Origin of the sequence: Clostridium sp. UBA5712, assembly GCF_002419845.1 — a bacterium.
GTDB lineage: Bacteria > Bacillota > Clostridia > Clostridiales > Clostridiaceae > Clostridium_J > Clostridium_J sulfidigenes.
Map to the genome: position 1 here is coordinate 265,049 of NZ_DIGW01000010.1, position 17,393 is coordinate 282,441.

A 17,393-nucleotide genomic window follows, 5' to 3' on the forward strand; every position below is an offset into this window, starting at 1 on the left:
TGCAATGATTAATACTCATAAGGTATATTATATAATTATATTTCAAAAGTTTTAATATTAATTTGTACTAAAATAAGATTTCATAAGCTCCTTTGCCATAGCGCTGGCATTAAAGCTATCATTTCCACCTTCTTCTGCAATTATAGCAAAGGCTATTTCTGGGTCATCATAACCTGCAAAACCTATAAACCAAGTGTGTGGCTCCTTATCTCCAGAGTCATGGTCTGCAGTTCCAGTCTTTCCTGATACTTGAACGTTCCATAACTTTGCTGCCTGACCAGTTCCCTCATTGACTACAGCTTTCATATATTCCTTTAGCAATGCTGCATTTTCAGGAGTTGTAACTGTAGCTGCTTCCTTTTGTTCATAGCTTTTAACTACTTTCCCTTCCGGACTTATGATTTCCTTTACTACATTAGGTTCCATCATTACACCATTATTAGCTATAGTACTAGCTACTAGTGCCATTTCTATTGGACTTGCTAGTACTCCACTTTGTCCTATACCACTTTGAGCTATATTACCAACCTCATCACTTTTATATTTTGGGAAAATACTATTATCAATGGTAAGAGTTTCTGATGGAATATCTTTATTAAAGAAGAACTTTTCTGATGTTCCCTTTAAATTATCATTTCCAAGTTCCATAGCTAAGGTACCAAATACCACATTACTAGACTTTAAAAAAGCTGTTCTAAGTCCAATGCTTCCATAAGCATACCCTTTGTAGTTTTCTAGGTATTCACTTTCATTAAAACTAATTTTCCCCTCATCATTAAAGGTCCTATTGGTTATATCCGACATATTCTCCAAAGCACTTATGGCTGTAATAACTTTAAAGGTTGAGCCTGGTGGGTAAAGACCTGAAACTGCTCTATTCAAGAAAGGTGTATCCTCTTGTTGTGACAGTTTTTCAAAGTCTTCTTGTATTGTATTTGCATCAAAACTTGGTTTTGACACCATAGCAAGAACCTCTCCTGTCTTAGGATTTAATGCTACTATTGATCCCTTTCTATTACCTAAAACCTCAAAGGCTCTTTGTTGTAACTTAGAATTTAAGGTAGTCACTACATGATTTCCAACTTTATTCTCATCCTTTTTGTTGGAAAATATATCCTTTATAGAATTTACTGATTGTCCTGAAAGTTCTTTATCAAACTTCTTTTCAATTCCACTAGCCCCATACTTAGCATCATTATAACCAACCACATGAGAAAAAGCTACTCCTCCAACATACTTTCTTGTTTGAGAAAACTCCCCTGTTTTTTCACCTGTAGTTAAAGGATTCATATCTCTGTCATAAATAGTTCCTCTAAGAACTCTATTTTTCTCCGCTTGATTTCTTTTATTATAAACACTATCCAAAGCTATTTGATTTTTAAATAATGTACTATAACTTATATAAGAGATTAGAGCAATAAATAATAACAGAAATACAATCATTACATTTTTTATGTTCTTTTGTAGATTATTCATAATTACTACTCTCCTCTGATATTTTTTGTATTATACCTAGTGAAAGATAACTTATCAGCATAGAACTTCCTCCATAACTAACAAAAGGCAAAGTTATTCCTGTAAGAGGTATAGCTCCAGTTACACCACCAATAATTACTAGTGTTTGAGATACCATCATAGTACTATATCCAACGGCTAATAATCTTGAAAATTTATCCTTTATGTAAAGTGCAGCTCTTATACATCTATAGAATAATAGAAAATTTAAAATTATAACTGCAAATCCAATAAGTAATCCTAATTCTTCGCATATAGCCGCAAATATAAAGTCAGATTCTACTACTGGAATATATCCTGGATATCCATTTCCAAGTCCTACCCCAAAAAATCCACCATTTGCTATAGCTATAAGGGATTGAACAAGCTGATGTCCTTCATCATATCCATACTTCCATGGGTTTCGCCATATCATAACCCTTATCTGAACATGATAAAATAAGTAATATCCTATGACACCACCAACTACAAATAACAGCAATGCTATTATTACATACTTTTTATTTGATGTAGCAATATAAAGCATAGTAAGTGCTATGGCAAAGAAAATTAGCGCTGAACCCAAGTCTGTTTGAGCTAACATAAATAGCAATGATATCATCATTACCATAGCAGGCTCTATTAAACTTATATATTTATATGAGCTTTCTTTCCTAAATCCAATTGCCTTTCCTATCTTAATCCAAAACTTCGAAGGCTTTTCATAATCCTTTAATGCTGAAGCAAGGTAAGCTACTAAGGCAATTTTCCCAAACTCAGAAGGTTGAAAACCGAACCCAAATAAATTTACCCAGTTTTTAGCTCCAAACTGTTCCTTTCCAAAAAAGGTACCCATGGACATAAATAATAATGTTATTATTAGATATAAATATTTGTACTTACTAAATCTTTTTAAATCTGGAAGTATTACAACTACTAATATAAACATAGTCATACCTAAAGCAAAAAATATAATTTGCTTAGCTGTTAAAAAACTTCTAGTACCTTCCGCTATATAACTACCTCCCGATATGGGTAAATCCAACCTATATATCATAGCAATCCCTATAACAGCAAGGATATTTGAAAATAATAATATAAATTTATCCCCATCTGGATAAAATCTTCTTATTACAAAGTGGGAATAACATAATAAACCACATATTATTGCTCCTATAAATATTGCACCCTTATCAATAGTTGGAGTTAGAATTGCTACATTAAAAAATAGTGCCATTACAAGCAAATAAGTAAATCTAAGCACTCTTTTTTCTTGTTTTATACCCTTCATACTTGCCTCCTAATAACTACATAAATTTAAAGGTAGCAGTTCCCACCTTTATTATATCCCCTGACTTTAATATAAGGGAATTCTTTATTCTAATATCATTAACCTTAGTTCCGTTAGTGCTCTCCAAATCTTCCAACACATACTCATTATTTCTTCTGAAAATTTTAACATGATGAGAAGAAACATATTTATCATCTAAGATTACTGTATTATCACTTTTTCTTCCCATAGTTAAGTTATCTACTATTGGTAGTATTCCTCCATTTTTTAGATTTGTATTTTCTCCAGCTACTATTATTTCTAGCCCAGAAGTAGCCTTTCTAGTTCTATTCCTTCTTTTACCCACTGATTTAGTATCTGTATACATTATTTTTAAAGCGTAGATTATAATAAAATAAACTATTGCTATTATTCCTAAATTCAATGCGAATTTTAAAATATTCATAAGCAAAACTCCTTTATACATATATAACATAACTAGCATCATTATAAATTATGATGCTAGTTATAAGTAATTATATCATCTTTTTTAGGTACTGTCCTGTATATGATTTAGAACATTTAATTACATCTTTAGGATTTCCTTTAACTATAATAGTTCCTCCTTGATCTCCACCTTCTGGTCCTAAGTCTATAATATAATCTGAACACTTTATTACATCTAAATTATGTTCAATTACTATTACAGTATTTCCTCCTTCTACAAGCCTTTGGAGAATTTTTATAAGTTTACTAACATCATCAATGTGTAATCCAGTAGTGGGTTCATCTAATATATACAAAGTCTTTCCTGTACTTCTTTTAGATAATTCATAGGCAAGCTTTATTCTTTGTGCCTCTCCGCCTGATAATGTGGTTGATGGTTGACCTAATCTTATATAGGATAATCCAACATCCATAAGAGTTTGAAGTTTACTACTTATACGAGGTATATTTTCAAAGAAAGCTAAGCCTTCCTCTACAGTCATATTTAAAACATCTGCAATAGTTTTTCCTTTGTATTTTACCTCTAATGTTTCTCTATTATATCTCTTTCCTTTACACACTTCACATTCAACATAGACATCAGATAAAAATTGCATTTCTATCTTTATTATTCCATCACCTTTACAAGCTTCGCATCTTCCACCTTTAACATTGAAACTGAATCTACCTTGTTTATATCCTCTGCTTTTAGCCTCTGGAACCATAGTGAAAATTTCTCTTATTAAATCAAATACTCCTGTATATGTAGCAGGATTACTTCTAGGTGTTCTTCCTATTGGACTTTGATCTATATTTATAATCTTATCAATCTGGTCATCACCTACAATTTCCTCATGTTTTCCTGGTAGTTTCTTAGAACCATTTAATTTTCTATTTAACCCCTTATATAAAACCTGATTAACTAAAGTACTTTTCCCTGACCCTGAAACTCCTGTTACAGATGTAAATAATCCTAATGGAAATTCAACACTTATATTTTTTAGATTGTTTTCCTTTGCACCTTTAACTTTTATAACTCTATTTTTATCCATAATTCTATATTTTTCAGGCACATCTATAGTTCTATGCCCACTTAAATATTGACCTGTAATGGACTCTTTACACTTCATCACATGTTTTACTGTACCTGCAGCTACTATTTTTCCTCCATGCTCTCCTGCTCCTGGGCCTATATCTACTAAGTAATCTGCTTCTCGCATAGTATCTTCGTCATGCTCAACTACAATTAAAGTATTTCCTATGTCTCTAAGATGCTTTAAAGTCTTTATTAATTTATCATTATCTCTTTGATGCAATCCAATACTTGGCTCATCTAAAATATATAAAACCCCCATCAAACTAGAACCAATTTGAGTTGCTAATCTAATTCTTTGCGCTTCTCCTCCTGATAAAGTACCTGATGCTCTACTTAAGTTAAGATAACTAAGTCCTACATCCTTTAAAAAACTAAGTCTACTCTTAACTTCCTTTAATACTTGTTCTGCTACAATTTCATCCTTTTTAGATAATTTTAATGCATCTACAAAATCAAGTTCTTCTATAATAGACATAGTACAAAATTCACTTATATTTTTACCACCTACAGTAACAGATAGAGCTTCTTTAGATAATCTTCTTCCTTTACACTTAGGACAAGGATTATCACTCATATACTCTTCTACTTCTCTCTTTATGTAATCTGAGTTAGTTTCCATATATCTTCTTTTTAAATTATTTATTATACCTTCATAAGCATAATTATATATACCAGTTTTAAATTCCTTGGTATACTCTATTCGTAATTTTTCTCCATTTGTTCCATATAAAACAGAATTTAAATTTTCTTCTGATAGTTCTTCTATAGGAGTATCTAAAGTAAACCCTCTTTTTTTAGCAAGAGCTTCTAATATGGCACGAGTCCATGAATCCTCCTTTAAACTACCTTCACCTAAAGTTAAAATTCCTCCACCTAATATGGATTTGCTTTTATCCGGAATCACCAAATCCTCATCTATCTCCATTAAAGTCCCAAGTCCATCACACTCATCGCACTTTCCAAAGGGAGAATTGAAGGAAAACATTCTAGGCTCAATTTCACCAATACTTATTCCACAACTTACACATGAAAATTTTTCACTTAAAAGTATATCTTCTCCATCAATTACATTTAAGATAGCTATACCTTCACCTATTTTTAATGCTGACTCTAAAGAGTCTGTAATTCTTGATTCAATTCCATCTTTAATAACTACTCTATCTATTACTATTTCAATGGTATGCTTTTTATTCTTCTCTAGTTTGATATCTTCATCTTCTAAATCTACCAGAACACCATCAATTCTTGCTCTAACATATCCATTTTTTTTAATGTTCTCAAGGATCTTTACATGTTCTCCTTTTTTCCCTGTAACTACAGGTGCTAAGATTTGAACCTTAGTTCTAGGTGTCAGAGCCATTGCCTGATCTACCATTTGGTCTACAGTCTGCTGGGTAATCTCCTTGCCACATTTAGGACAATGGGGTACACCTATCTTTGCATAAAGTAGTCTTAAATAATCATAAATTTCAGTTACTGTTCCTACTGTAGATCTTGGATTTTTACTTGTAGTTTTTTGGTCAATAGATATAGCTGGTGATAGACCTTCTATATACTCTACATCCGGTTTATTCATTTGGCCTAAAAACTGTCTCGCATAAGCTGAAAGAGATTCTACATATCTTCTTTGTCCTTCTGCATAAAGAGTATCAAAGGCTAAAGAAGATTTTCCTGAACCTGAAAGTCCAGTAAAAACAACAAATTTATCTCTTGGTATTTCTAAATCTACATTTTTAAGGTTATGTACTTTTGCACCTTTTATATAAATACTATTTCTCATAAATTTCTCCTTTACAAATTAAATTCTCTCTTCATACGTTCTATCTCATCTCTTAAAATCGCTGCTCTTTCAAATTGTAAGTCCTTAGCTGCTTCTTTCATTTCTTTTTCTAGTTTAGTAATATGCTTAGTCAATTCCTTCTTATCTAAAAGCAAATCACTACTTGCTTCACTGATATATAAATCTTCATCTTCTGCCACTGTAGAAATTTCTATAACATCTCTTATTTCCTTGATTATAGTCTTAGGTACTATATTATGATCATCATTATACTTTTCTTGAATACTTCTTCTTCTATTGGTCTCATTTATAGTTTTTTCCATAGAATTTGTCATATTATCAGCATACATTATTACTTTACTTTCTGAGTTTCTTGCAGCTCTACCTACAGTCTGAATTAAAGATGTTTCACTCCTTAAGAATCCTTCCTTATCTGCATCTAATATAGCAACTAATGCTACTTCTGGAATATCTAATCCTTCTCTTAAAAGATTTATTCCAATTAGCACATCATAATCTCCTCTTCGAAGATCTCTTATTATTTCCATTCTTTCCATAGTAATTATATCAGAATGTAAGTAAGTAGTTTTTACTCCTAACTCTTTTAAATATTTAGTTAAGTCCTCTGCCATCTTCTTTGTAAGAGTTGTAACTAAAGTTCTAAACCCTCTTTCAGTAGTTTTGATAATCTCACCATATAAGTCATCAATTTGACCTTTTACTGGTCTTATTATAATTTCAGGATCTAATAATCCTGTTGGTCTTATTATTTGCTCTGCTATATTAGCTGAATGTTCATTCTCATAAACTCCAGGTGTAGCACTTACAAATAATACCTGATTTAATTTATCTTCAAACTCTTCAAATTTAAGTGGTCTATTATCATAGGCTGATGGAAGTCTAAATCCATACTCTACTAAAGAAGTTTTTCTAGATCTGTCTCCTCCATACATAGCCTTAATTTGTGGTAGTGTAACATGACTTTCATCTACAAAGAAAAGAAAATCATCTGGGAAATAGTCAATAAGAGTTTGTGGTGGTGTTCCTTTTTCTCTTCCATCTAATATTCTAGAATAATTTTCTATTCCAGTACAATAACCTACTTCTCTCATCATTTCTATATCAAAATTGGTTCGTTGTTTTAATCTTTGAGCTTCTAATAACTTATCCTCATCCTTTAGCTCCCTTAATCTCTCTTCTAATTCAAATTCAATTTGAGAGATAGCTCTTTCTAAATTTTCCTTTGATGTAGCAAAGTGTGATGCTGGGAATATAGATACATGTTTTCTTCCACTAATTATATTGCCTGTTAATACATCAAACTCACGGATTCTATCTATTTCATCTCCGAAAAACTCAACTTTTATCCCTTTATTAGTTGATGATGCTGGAAATATATCTAGCACGTCTCCTCTAACTCTAAAGGTTCCTCTTACAAAATTTATATCATTTCTTTCGTATTGAATATCCACTAGCTGACTAATAACACTATTTCTATCTTTAATCATACCTTCTCGTAAAGATACAGTAAGCTTTCTATAATCCTCTGGATTTCCTAGCCCATATATACATGATACAGAAGCCACAACTATAACATCTCGTCTTTCTATCAAGGCTGAAGTAGCTGAGTGCCGTAGCTTTTCTATCTCCTCATTTATTGATGCATCCTTTTCTATATAGGTGTCAGTTTGAGCCATATAAGCTTCTGGTTGATAGTAATCGTAGTAAGAAACAAAGTACTCAACAGCATTTTCCGGAAAAAACTCTTTAAATTCAGAGCATAATTGAGCTGCTAAAGTCTTATTATGAGCAAGAATTAAAGTTGGTCTTTGAACTCTCTCAATAATATTTGCCATAGTAAATGTCTTCCCTGATCCTGTTACTCCAAGTAAAGTTTGATATTTTTTATCTTCAAGGATTCCTTTAACTATACTATCTATTGCTTCAGGTTGATCTCCAGTTGGCTTAAATTTTGAATGAATCTTAAACTGACCCATGATACATCACCTCATCTTTTTATAAAAAATTATTCTTTATCGTTACTATCTTTCTTTTCTTTAATTTTATTTAGAATATCAGAAAAACTAGAACCTCCTGGCTTTGCTACAGTAGCCTGCTTTGGAACTTCTCTAGGAACTATAACAATTCCTAATTTTTCTTTATTGTTTTTTACTTTACATTCTAATTCTTCCATAGATCCATTTTCTCTTCTAACCTTTATATTTATAATATCTGGAAGACGTTCTAACATATTAAATATAATTTCATCCTTATATAATTTAATATTATTTATTTCTAATATTAAATCTCCCATTTTAACTCCCATATTTTTAGCTATTGAATCATGGGCTACATCTAGAACACATACTCCCTCTTCATTACTCACATACTTTATTTTACCTTTCTTTTCTGCTAAGCGATCAATATATAACATATACTCATGTAATACAGGCATCAATGTAAGAATTATTACATCTAAAATCTTATTTATATCCCCAAGAAAAGATAATAGAATTAATACAGTACCATAGCCTAAAATTAATAGTCCTGAGAATATTGGCTTATTTTTTTTACTTTTTGTAAATGTTATGGTAGCATAATTAACTCCTGCAAAAATCGGTAATGCACCAATTACCATAGTAGCAAAAATCAACATGTTTTTATTATGATTAATTATTGGCCACCATTCTGGAGTGTTTACACTTCCCCCCATAACTGTATTGGCGCTAGTAGCCTGTACCATTAATAATATTATCATTGGTAATATCCATTGTCTTCTATATGCAAATCCACCTATGATTTTTTTATCTCTTGATCCAAATACAGGTATAGCACCTCTTTTCCCATCAAAGATTACTAATAACCCTTCAACAATATGCATTACTGCAACCAATACCAATAAATTAGTTATATCCATTTTTAGTACATCTAAACTTGGATTCTCCATGATTAATGATATAAAATACAACAGTATTGATAATAGTCCCAAAATAGCTCCTGAATATGAAAGACAAACTAATTTGGGACTAAAGAACATTAACGCTACTGATAATATAAATATTAGAAATATATTAGAAGTTTCATAAAAAGTAATTCCCAAAAATGTAAGAATTAAACTAGCTACTACACCTCCCAATATTCCCATAACTATTTGTGACACAGTAAGTTCAAAAGCAGTTGACGAGTTTTTACCCATAATTAATCTTTCCATCACTGTAGTTTTTTTATTTTTCATATAGAATACAACAGCCATCATTATTAATATAAGCGCATAAGACGGCTCCACAATAGCATAGGACACCTGCTGCAAAGTATACTTTAAAAGTTCCATTATTTTTCTCCTTCTCATTATGTAACAAAGAGTAGATGTGCATAAGTAAAATTAAGTATCTACTATAATAGATACTTAATTTTACATCATCATTTATCTACTTGAAACTATAAAATTAATTTTATTATTTTTCTATATGTTAACTTATTTTAATTAGTATTTATTATAATAAAAATACTAATATCTATTATAATACCCTATATTTTATTACTTAATCTTTTCTTTTGCCACTTCCAAAGCCTTTTCAAATTGAGGATCTACTGATTTATCATAGGCTTTCCCTTTTAGTTCTTCTGGATACTCAACTAAAATATCTGGCTCTATTCCTATACCATGGATATTCTGTCCATTAGGAGTATAGTATTTTGATATAGTAACCTTCAATGCAGTTCCATCTCTAAATCCATCTCTATCCCTATAAAAAGTTGTTTGAACAACACCCTTACCAAAGGTCTTAGTACCTACTAAAGTTCCTAACTTATAATCTTTTATAGCTCCTGTAAATATTTCTGAAGCACTTGCACTCCCCTCATCTATTAATATAGTAAGTGGTAATCCTTCAGCAATTCCACCTACTGAATTATAATCCTTCCTATTTCCATTCTTATCTTCCGTATAAACTATATTCTTATTCTTAGGAATAAATTGTGAACACATATTCACAGTTTGATCTAATAATCCTCCTGGATTTTCTCTTAGGTCTACTATTAAACTCTTCATTCCTTTTGAGTTTAAATCTTTAATTGCATTTTCAAAATTGCTAGATGTATTTTCATCAAACATAGTTACCTGAATATATCCTACTTGACTATCAATCATTTCTTTCTTTACAGTTATCATTTCTATTTCATCTCTTACAGTTTTAACATTAAAAGAACCTTTGTTTTCCCTAGATAAAGTAAGTTCTACAGCTTCTCCTTTTTCACCTTTCATAGTTTTCACTGCTTTTTCTAAGTCCTTGCCTTCAACCTTTGTACCATTTACGCTTTCAATTATATCCCCTGAAAGTATTCCCACTTTTTCTGCAGGTGAATTTTCAAAGGTAGCTACTACAACTATCTTATCTTCCTTAACTCCTACCTGTATTCCTAATCCAACATAATTTCCTTCTGTTTGAGAATAGAAGTCTTTAAACTCTTCGGCATTCATATATGTTGTATATGGGTCTCCTACAGCTTCTGTCATTCCCGCTGCTGCTCCATCTATAAGTTTATTAATATCAATTTCACCCAAATAATATCTATCTAATTTATCTTTTATAGTATATAACTTTTCAAAGTCTACTATATTTTCATATGTTTTTCTACTAACTATAACTTTACCATCTGGTAACTTAAAAGATATATAGTTAGATAATCCTAAAGTAATTAAATTTGTCACTATCAAAAGAGCCACTATACCCGTTACTCTTTTCCATTTATTTTTCTTACCATCCATAAAAATCACCCTCTCATTCTCATATATTTATTATTACTTTTTATCCCCGATAATAATACTATGAAATTTAAATTATTTTATTAATCCTTTCTATTACCAATATATTATATTATACACAAATAAGACTAAGAAATAAATTCTTAGTCTTGTTTGTTCTTTATAATTTAAACTTTTAAGAATTTTCTCATGGATATTATACTTCCAATAGCACCTATGAAAACTCCACATCCCAGGAATTCCCAAATAATCACCTTCAATATATAAGAAATACCTACTAAATCAAATCCAAACAGTGTATCGGCGCTTAAATTATTAATTATAATAGAATATATAAAACCTAGTACTACTACCGATATGACTGCTCCAAATATTCCAAGTATCATACCTTCTATTATAAATGGCCATCTAATAAACCAATCTGTAGCTCCTACATACTTCATTATTCCTATTTCTTTTTTTCTCGTAAACACTGTAATTTTTATGGTATTTCCTATTAAGAATAGAGATATCATAATAAAAACTACAAATGCTACTGCAGCACCTATTTTAAATGAATCTGTAAGCTTAGAAATTTTTGCAATTATAGATCTTGCATCTTTTATCTCATCAATACCATTCATATCTTTAATACTACTTACAACTTTATCTACTACTAGCGGCTCTTTAACATTTACTGTAAAGGAAGCTGGGAATGGATTATTATCCTCAAATCCAGATGTTAACTGACCTAATTCATCATTCATTTGTTCCTTTACATCCTTCAAAGCATCTTCCTTGCTTTGAAAAGTTATCTTATCAATACCATCTACTTCTTTAATTTTATTCTCTATAGCATTTTTATTATTATCACTTATATCCTCTTTTAAGTAGATTTTCACCTCAACCATGGATCCCAATTGCGTAATTAATTTATCTGCATTAGCAACTCCTAGTGTTATAGCTCCTAATAAAAAAAGTGTAGCTGTTACTGTAGCTATAGATGCTATACTTAAAGTTTTATTTCTTTTTATACTTTTAAGTGCTTCCTTAAATGAATATTTAAAAGAATCAAATTTCATAACCATATTTCCCCCTTTCCTCATCTCTGGCAATAACACCCTTCTCAATAGCTATAACTCTCTTTTTCATAGAGTCAACTATGTCTCTTGCATGGGTTGCCATAACAATGGTAGTTCCAGCTCTACTAATATCACTTAAAATATCCATAATTTCTAATGAAGTTTCAGGATCTAAGTTACCTGTTGGTTCATCAGCAATTAATAATGATGGACTATTTACTATAGCTCTAGCTATAGATACTCTTTGTTGTTCTCCACCTGATAACTCTGTAGGTAAAGCATCTCTCTTTTTTGATAATCCTACCATTGAAAGCACTGCTGGAACCTTTTTTTGTATATCCTTTTCGCTTGATCCTATAACTCTTAGTGCAAAAGCTACATTATCAAATACATTCAAACTTTGTATCAATCTAAAATCTTGAAACACTACTCCAATTTTTCTTCTATAATAAGGCACTTCTTTCCTTGTTAGCTTTGTTAAATCTGATCCTGCAACTATAACCGAACCCGCTGTTGGATCAACTTCTTTTAATAACATCTTTATAAAGGTAGATTTTCCTGCTCCACTTGGGCCTACTAAGAAAACAAATTCACCCTGGTCAATATGTACATTTAAATTAGATAAAGCTAGTACATTGTTATTATAAACCTTAGTAACATTTTTAAAATCTATCATAATTATTAACTCTCCTCGACTTTTTACTTTTTATCTGTGTATATTATAACATAAAAATTTAAAATGCAAGTCCTACATAAGTTAAAAAATAATAAATTCTTATTTTTCTTCATAAAAAAAGAGTGGAAATATATATATTTTTTTCCACTCATGCTTCTTTATGTATGTGAACTACACATATAAGTTATGAATTAGCATATCGTATACTAAGAAATATGTTGCTAATAATGCAAAGGTGCAGAATATAGTTCCTACTAAACCAAATTTATAAAGATATTGTCTCCAAGTTTTCTCATAGCTTAAAGGTCTCAATAACTTTGTCGGTTGTAGAAATGCTAATGCTGATACAAATAATCCTCCACAAGAAAATATAATTCCTGTATTTCTTATTCCTCTAAGTATTCCATAAAGTTCCATAGATTGACCTTTAACTAATAGATATATACAACTAATAACTATACCTAAAACTACGGGTATAATAACTAATTTTAAAGACAATTTAAAACAAAAGACTACATCACTCATATATCCTTTAACATCTTGTTTCATCTATAACGCTCTCCTTAGTAAATCGAATTTTCAAATTATTTATAAATTATATCATAGGCTATAAAAAAAAGAAACCTAAGTCTCCTTAGATTTCTTCCATATTCAATTTTATTTTTTATTTCATACTAATTCCAGTCTTAACTGCTTTAACTATATCTAATGCTGTTAATCCATAAGCTTTTAATAATTCTGCAGGCTTACCACTTTCACCAAAAGTATCCTTTATTCCAACTCTTAAAACTGTAGCTGGACAATGTGTAGTTACTACTTCCGCCACTGCTGAACCAAGGCCACCTATGATACTATGTTCTTCTGCAGTAACTATAAGATTTGTTTCTCTTGCAGCTTTTGTTATTAATTCTTCGTCTATAGGCTTTATTGTATGTATATTAATAACTCTAACTCTTATGCCTTCTTCAGCCAAAATATTGTACGCTTCTAATGCTGCCTCTACCATAATTCCAGTTGCAACTATAGTAGCATCTTTCCCATCTCTTAAAGTTATTCCTTTACCAATTTCAAACTTATAATCTTCATTATCATTTATTATAGGTACCGAACTTCTACCAAGCCTAACATAGCAAGGGCCTTCATATTTTGTTATAGCTTCTATTGCTGCTTCAGCCTCAATTCCATCACTTGGACTAATCACCACCATATTAGGTATACTTCTCATTAATGAAATATCCTCTACAGATTGGTGAGAAGCACCATCTTCTCCTACTGTTAGACCAGCATGAGTAGCACATACCTTTACATTTAATTTAGGGTAACATATAGAATTTCTTATTTGTTCAAAAGCTCTTCCTGTTGCAAATATAGCAAAAGTAGATGCAAAAGGAATTTTTCCACAAGCTGCCATTCCCGCTGCCACAGTCATCATATTACCTTCAGCAATCCCCATATTGATAAATCGCTCTGGGCATACAGACTTAAAATCAGCAGTTTTAGTAGACTTAGATAAGTCTGCATCAAGAACTACTATATTTTCATTTTCTTTACCTATTCTTGCTAATGCTTTTCCATAGGCTTCTCTAGTTGCAACACTTTTCATTATTCTTCTCCCCCAATCTCTTTTAATGCTATTTCACACTGCTCTTTACTTGGAGCTGAACCATGCCAACCTGCCTGATTCTCCATAAAAGATACACCTTTTCCTTTAATTGTTTTACAAACTATCATTGTAGGCTTATCTTTTACTCCTTTTCCAGCTTCTATAGCATCTTTTATCTTAACTAAATCATGACCATCTTCTAAATAAATCACGTTCCATCCAAATGCTACAAACTTATCTGCTATAGGATTAGGATTCATAACCTTATCAATATCTCCATCTATTTGAAGTCCATTATAATCTACAAAAGCTGTTAAATTGTCTAGTTTGTAATGAGCTGCACACATAGCTGCTTCCCAAACTTGACCTTCCTCTAATTCTCCATCTCCTAGTAGGGTATATACTCTATATGAGCTATTATCAAGCTTTCCTGCTAGTGCCATACCTACCGCAGCGGAAACTCCTTGACCTAATGAACCTGTAGACATATCTACTCCTGGTATGTAATTCATATTTGGATGACCTTGTAGCATTGCTCCAGTTTTTCTTAATTTCATAAGTTCTTCTTTATTAAAGAAACCCTTCTCCGCAAGAGCTGCATATAAAACTGGTGCAGCATGACCTTTTGATAATACAAATCTATCTCTATTAGGATTCTTAGAGTCTTCTACATCAATATTCATTTCATTAAAATATAATGTAGTAATGATTTCTACAGCTGATAGAGAACCGCCTGGGTGACCAGATGCTGACTCTGTTACCATCTTTATAATATCTTTTCTTAAAACTTTCGCTATATTCTCTAATGCTATTAATGACTTTTCCATTGCTTATCCCTCCCTGATTTTCTTCTAAACCCATTATATCAATAATTTATTTATTCTCAACTATTTAGTTGAAATTTTACTTTTATCCATACATTTCATTATAAGAAATCTCCAATAATTATTAATATATTATTTACCTTACACTTCAATTAAATACAACTATACTTCTATCATTATAAAAGTAATAAATACTTTATATTTTTTTGTCCATCTACCGATTTAATTTAAAAGGAGCTATTTCAAAATAATTCACTAATCTCTATAAAATGTTAAGTTTCACTAAAATATTGTTGTTAGTGCATACTCCACATCCAATTAAGATTTAGTGTATTTTGAAACAGCCCCTTAATATTAAGCTTATTTTTACATTTTTAAATCTAAACTAATTTTAAGAGCAACATCAACTTTAATCATATCTTCATCGGTCATATGACCTATCTTTTCTTTTAATCTTCTTTTGTCTAAAGTTCTAACTTGCTCTAGCAAAACTACCGAGTCTTTATTTAATCCGTATTCTTCAGAAGAAATCTCTACATGAGTTGGAAGTTTTGCCTTATTTATCTGAGAGGTTATAGCTGAAACTATCACAGTTGGACTATATCTATTTCCCACATCATTTTGTATAATTATTACAGGTCTTATTCCACCCTGTTCTGATCCAACCACTGGGCTTAAATCAGCATAAAATATATCGCCTCTCTTTATAACAATTGTCATTAGGCATTCACACTCCTAAAGGCTAGCTTCATATTCACTTAAGTCATTAATATAACTCTCAAAGCCATATTCTGATAATTCTAAATTTAATTCTCTCATAGCTAAATATCCTTGTTTCATTTTCTCTATATAGCTATTACTATTATAGCCTTCACTATATACTATTCCATAATCCATAATTAATTTACTATTTGTTATAAATTGTTTTTTATCTACATCATTAAATTTTTCGCAAAAACTACTACCAAAATTCAGAATAAATTTCTTTGAGCTACCCATGGATTTCATTACCTCCAATTTAAATAACAACTTTATGTACAACTTAATTATAAATCATCAATTGTTATTATGTCAAAGAAATTATCCTCAATTTCTACTTTTTACAACATTTTTTTATACTTTTTACTATACGTAGTTTCTTACACTGAAAATTTTACCGTTTTTTGTATATATTCTTGGAATTCTCTTACTTATATCACAAATTACTTCATAATTGACTGTACCTATAGATTCTGCTATATCATCTGCTGTTATAACATTCCCTATATTATCTTTTCCAATTAATATAACTTCATCCCCAATCTTCACCCCAGGTACATCTGTTACATCTATCATACATTGATCCATACAAATACGACCTACAACAGGTACTATTTTACTATTCACAATTACTTTAGCCACCCCTGTTAATGCTCTCGAAATGCCATCTGCATATCCTATAGGAAGAGTTCCAATTATCCGTTCTGCAGGTGCTTTATACAATCTACCATAGCTTACATAATCGCCTTCCTGTATTTTTTTCAAATGAACAATTTTACATTTTAGCGACATAACAGGTATTAAGTTAACATTATTTTTATTAACATACTTGGAAGGATAATATCCATAAAGCATAATACCAGCTCTAACTCCATCATATGGTAAGTCAGGAAAATCTATTATAGCAGCACTATTGCTTACATGCTTAAAGGGTATAATTATACCTAATTCTTCAAGATATATATTAAATATATTAAATTTTTCTATTTGAAAACTAGCATAAGTTTTGTCTTTCTCATCAGCAGTAGCAAAATGAGTAAATATTCCTACAATTCTTACTCCTTTTAACTTAGTTATCCTATGTACTTCCCTAGCCTGCTCCCTCGTTGTTAAAAATCCAATCCTCCCCATACCTGTATCTACAGCTATATGAATTTTAGCTATGCTATTCTTCTTTATAGCTATGTCTGAAAGTATTTTAGCATCTTCATAATCATATATAGTTTGCTCTAGGTTTAAATCAATAACTTCATCATAAAATTCCTTTGGTGTATATCCCAATATAATAATAGGAATTTCCACACCAGCTTTTCTTAGTTCTACCGCTTCTGTAACAATAGCTACTGCAAATCTATTTATACCTTCATCCATCATAGATTTACATATATCTATAGCTCCATGTCCATATCCATCAGCTTTTATTGTAGCAATTATTTCCTTCCCCTCTGAAACCCTTTTTACTTCACTTACATTATTCCTTAAAGCATCTAAATCCACTTCTGCCCAAGAGGGTCTTATCTTTTTTTCCATATTACTCACCTTGCTCACCTTTCCAGTTGTCAAGAACTACCTCATAGTA

Annotated in this window: 15 protein-coding genes; all 15 read right to left on the reverse strand. The window is 30.9% G+C overall.

Going from position 1 to position 17,393, the window contains the following annotated elements; translation table 11 throughout:
• Nucleotides 1–57: 57 nt before the first annotated feature.
• Nucleotides 58–1,476 carry a peptidoglycan D,D-transpeptidase FtsI family protein gene (locus tag B3B03_RS05230; RefSeq protein WP_346847676.1) on the reverse strand — a complete coding sequence of 473 codons (1,419 nt, stop codon included), beginning with the start codon at nt 1,474–1,476 and terminating at the stop codon, nt 58–60.
• A complete protein-coding gene (locus tag B3B03_RS05235; RefSeq protein WP_346847677.1) occupies nt 1,469–2,785 on the reverse strand; it encodes an FtsW/RodA/SpoVE family cell cycle protein in 1,317 nt (438 codons plus the stop codon). Before B3B03_RS05235 ends, B3B03_RS05230 begins: the two co-directional genes overlap by 8 nt.
• A gap of 16 nt (nt 2,786–2,801) precedes the next feature.
• Nucleotides 2,802–3,230: an FHA domain-containing protein gene (locus B3B03_RS05240; protein ID WP_035132164.1), complete on the reverse strand. Its 429-nt coding sequence runs from the start codon at nt 3,228–3,230 to the stop codon at nt 2,802–2,804.
• Nucleotides 3,231–3,300: 70 nt separating this feature from the next.
• A complete protein-coding gene (gene uvrA / locus B3B03_RS05245) occupies nt 3,301–6,126 on the reverse strand; it encodes an excinuclease ABC subunit UvrA (RefSeq protein WP_346876643.1) in 2,826 nt (941 codons plus the stop codon).
• Nucleotides 6,127–6,137: 11 nt separating this feature from the next.
• A complete protein-coding gene (uvrB, locus tag B3B03_RS05250) occupies nt 6,138–8,123 on the reverse strand; it encodes an excinuclease ABC subunit UvrB (RefSeq protein ID WP_346847679.1) in 1,986 nt (661 codons plus the stop codon).
• Nucleotides 8,124–8,152: 29 nt separating this feature from the next.
• The gene (locus B3B03_RS05255) at nt 8,153–9,457 is read right to left on the reverse strand and encodes a PDZ domain-containing protein (RefSeq protein WP_346876644.1); all 1,305 of its coding nucleotides are present in this window, start codon (nt 9,455–9,457) and stop codon (nt 8,153–8,155) included.
• A 207-nt stretch (nt 9,458–9,664) separates the two neighbouring features.
• Nucleotides 9,665–10,894, reverse strand: a complete 1,230-nt coding sequence (locus B3B03_RS05260; RefSeq protein ID WP_346847681.1) for a S41 family peptidase — start codon at nt 10,892–10,894, stop codon at nt 9,665–9,667.
• 164 nt (nt 10,895–11,058) lie between these two features.
• On the reverse strand, nt 11,059–11,952 hold the full coding sequence (gene ftsX / locus B3B03_RS05265; protein WP_346847682.1) for a permease-like cell division protein FtsX: 894 nt from the start codon (nt 11,950–11,952) through the stop codon (nt 11,059–11,061).
• Complete coding sequence (ftsE, locus tag B3B03_RS05270) at nt 11,942–12,628, reverse strand: cell division ATP-binding protein FtsE (RefSeq protein WP_035132175.1); 687 nt, start codon at nt 12,626–12,628, stop codon at nt 11,942–11,944. The genes ftsX and ftsE overlap by 11 nt, the downstream gene beginning before the upstream one ends.
• Nucleotides 12,629–12,799: 171 nt before the next feature.
• Nucleotides 12,800–13,177, reverse strand: coding sequence for a hypothetical protein (locus tag B3B03_RS05275; RefSeq protein WP_346847683.1), 378 nt, complete (start codon nt 13,175–13,177; stop codon nt 12,800–12,802).
• 115 nt (nt 13,178–13,292) lie between these two features.
• Complete coding sequence (locus B3B03_RS05280) at nt 13,293–14,231, reverse strand: transketolase family protein (RefSeq protein WP_414632266.1); 939 nt, start codon at nt 14,229–14,231, stop codon at nt 13,293–13,295.
• Complete coding sequence (locus B3B03_RS05285; protein ID WP_035132181.1) at nt 14,231–15,058, reverse strand: transketolase; 828 nt, start codon at nt 15,056–15,058, stop codon at nt 14,231–14,233. Before B3B03_RS05285 ends, B3B03_RS05280 begins: the two co-directional genes overlap by 1 nt.
• 363 nt (nt 15,059–15,421) lie before the next feature.
• Nucleotides 15,422–15,775 carry a type II toxin-antitoxin system PemK/MazF family toxin gene (locus tag B3B03_RS05290; protein ID WP_035132183.1) on the reverse strand — a complete coding sequence of 118 codons (354 nt, stop codon included), beginning with the start codon at nt 15,773–15,775 and terminating at the stop codon, nt 15,422–15,424.
• A 15-nt stretch (nt 15,776–15,790) separates the two neighbouring features.
• Nucleotides 15,791–16,054: a hypothetical protein gene (locus tag B3B03_RS05295; RefSeq protein WP_051823997.1), complete on the reverse strand. Its 264-nt coding sequence runs from the start codon at nt 16,052–16,054 to the stop codon at nt 15,791–15,793.
• Nucleotides 16,055–16,180: 126 nt separating this feature from the next.
• Nucleotides 16,181–17,344 carry an alanine racemase gene (gene alr / locus B3B03_RS05300; RefSeq protein ID WP_346876645.1) on the reverse strand — a complete coding sequence of 388 codons (1,164 nt, stop codon included), beginning with the start codon at nt 17,342–17,344 and terminating at the stop codon, nt 16,181–16,183.
• Nucleotides 17,345–17,393 lie beyond the last annotated feature (49 nt).

Coding starts and splice junctions, on each gene's coding strand:
- B3B03_RS05230 (WP_346847676.1), bottom strand. CDS start 1,476: ATGAATAATCTACAAAAGAACATAAAAAATGTAATGATTGTATTTCTG.
- B3B03_RS05235 (WP_346847677.1), bottom strand. CDS start 2,785: ATGAAGGGTATAAAACAAGAAAAAAGAGTGCTTAGATTTACTTATTTG.
- B3B03_RS05240 (WP_035132164.1), bottom strand. CDS start 3,230: ATGAATATTTTAAAATTCGCATTGAATTTAGGAATAATAGCAATAGTT.
- uvrA (WP_346876643.1), bottom strand. CDS start 6,126: ATGAGAAATAGTATTTATATAAAAGGTGCAAAAGTACATAACCTTAAA.
- uvrB (WP_346847679.1), bottom strand. CDS start 8,123: ATGGGTCAGTTTAAGATTCATTCAAAATTTAAGCCAACTGGAGATCAA.
- B3B03_RS05255 (WP_346876644.1), bottom strand. CDS start 9,457: ATGGAACTTTTAAAGTATACTTTGCAGCAGGTGTCCTATGCTATTGTG.
- B3B03_RS05260 (WP_346847681.1), bottom strand. CDS start 10,894: ATGGATGGTAAGAAAAATAAATGGAAAAGAGTAACGGGTATAGTGGCT.
- ftsX (WP_346847682.1), bottom strand. CDS start 11,952: ATGAAATTTGATTCTTTTAAATATTCATTTAAGGAAGCACTTAAAAGT.
- ftsE (WP_035132175.1), bottom strand. CDS start 12,628: ATGATAGATTTTAAAAATGTTACTAAGGTTTATAATAACAATGTACTA.
- B3B03_RS05275 (WP_346847683.1), bottom strand. CDS start 13,177: ATGAAACAAGATGTTAAAGGATATATGAGTGATGTAGTCTTTTGTTTT.
- B3B03_RS05280 (WP_414632266.1), bottom strand. CDS start 14,231: ATGAAAAGTGTTGCAACTAGAGAAGCCTATGGAAAAGCATTAGCAAGA.
- B3B03_RS05285 (WP_035132181.1), bottom strand. CDS start 15,058: ATGGAAAAGTCATTAATAGCATTAGAGAATATAGCGAAAGTTTTAAGA.
- B3B03_RS05290 (WP_035132183.1), bottom strand. CDS start 15,775: ATGACAATTGTTATAAAGAGAGGCGATATATTTTATGCTGATTTAAGC.
- B3B03_RS05295 (WP_051823997.1), bottom strand. CDS start 16,054: ATGGGTAGCTCAAAGAAATTTATTCTGAATTTTGGTAGTAGTTTTTGC.
- alr (WP_346876645.1), bottom strand. CDS start 17,344: ATGGAAAAAAAGATAAGACCCTCTTGGGCAGAAGTGGATTTAGATGCT.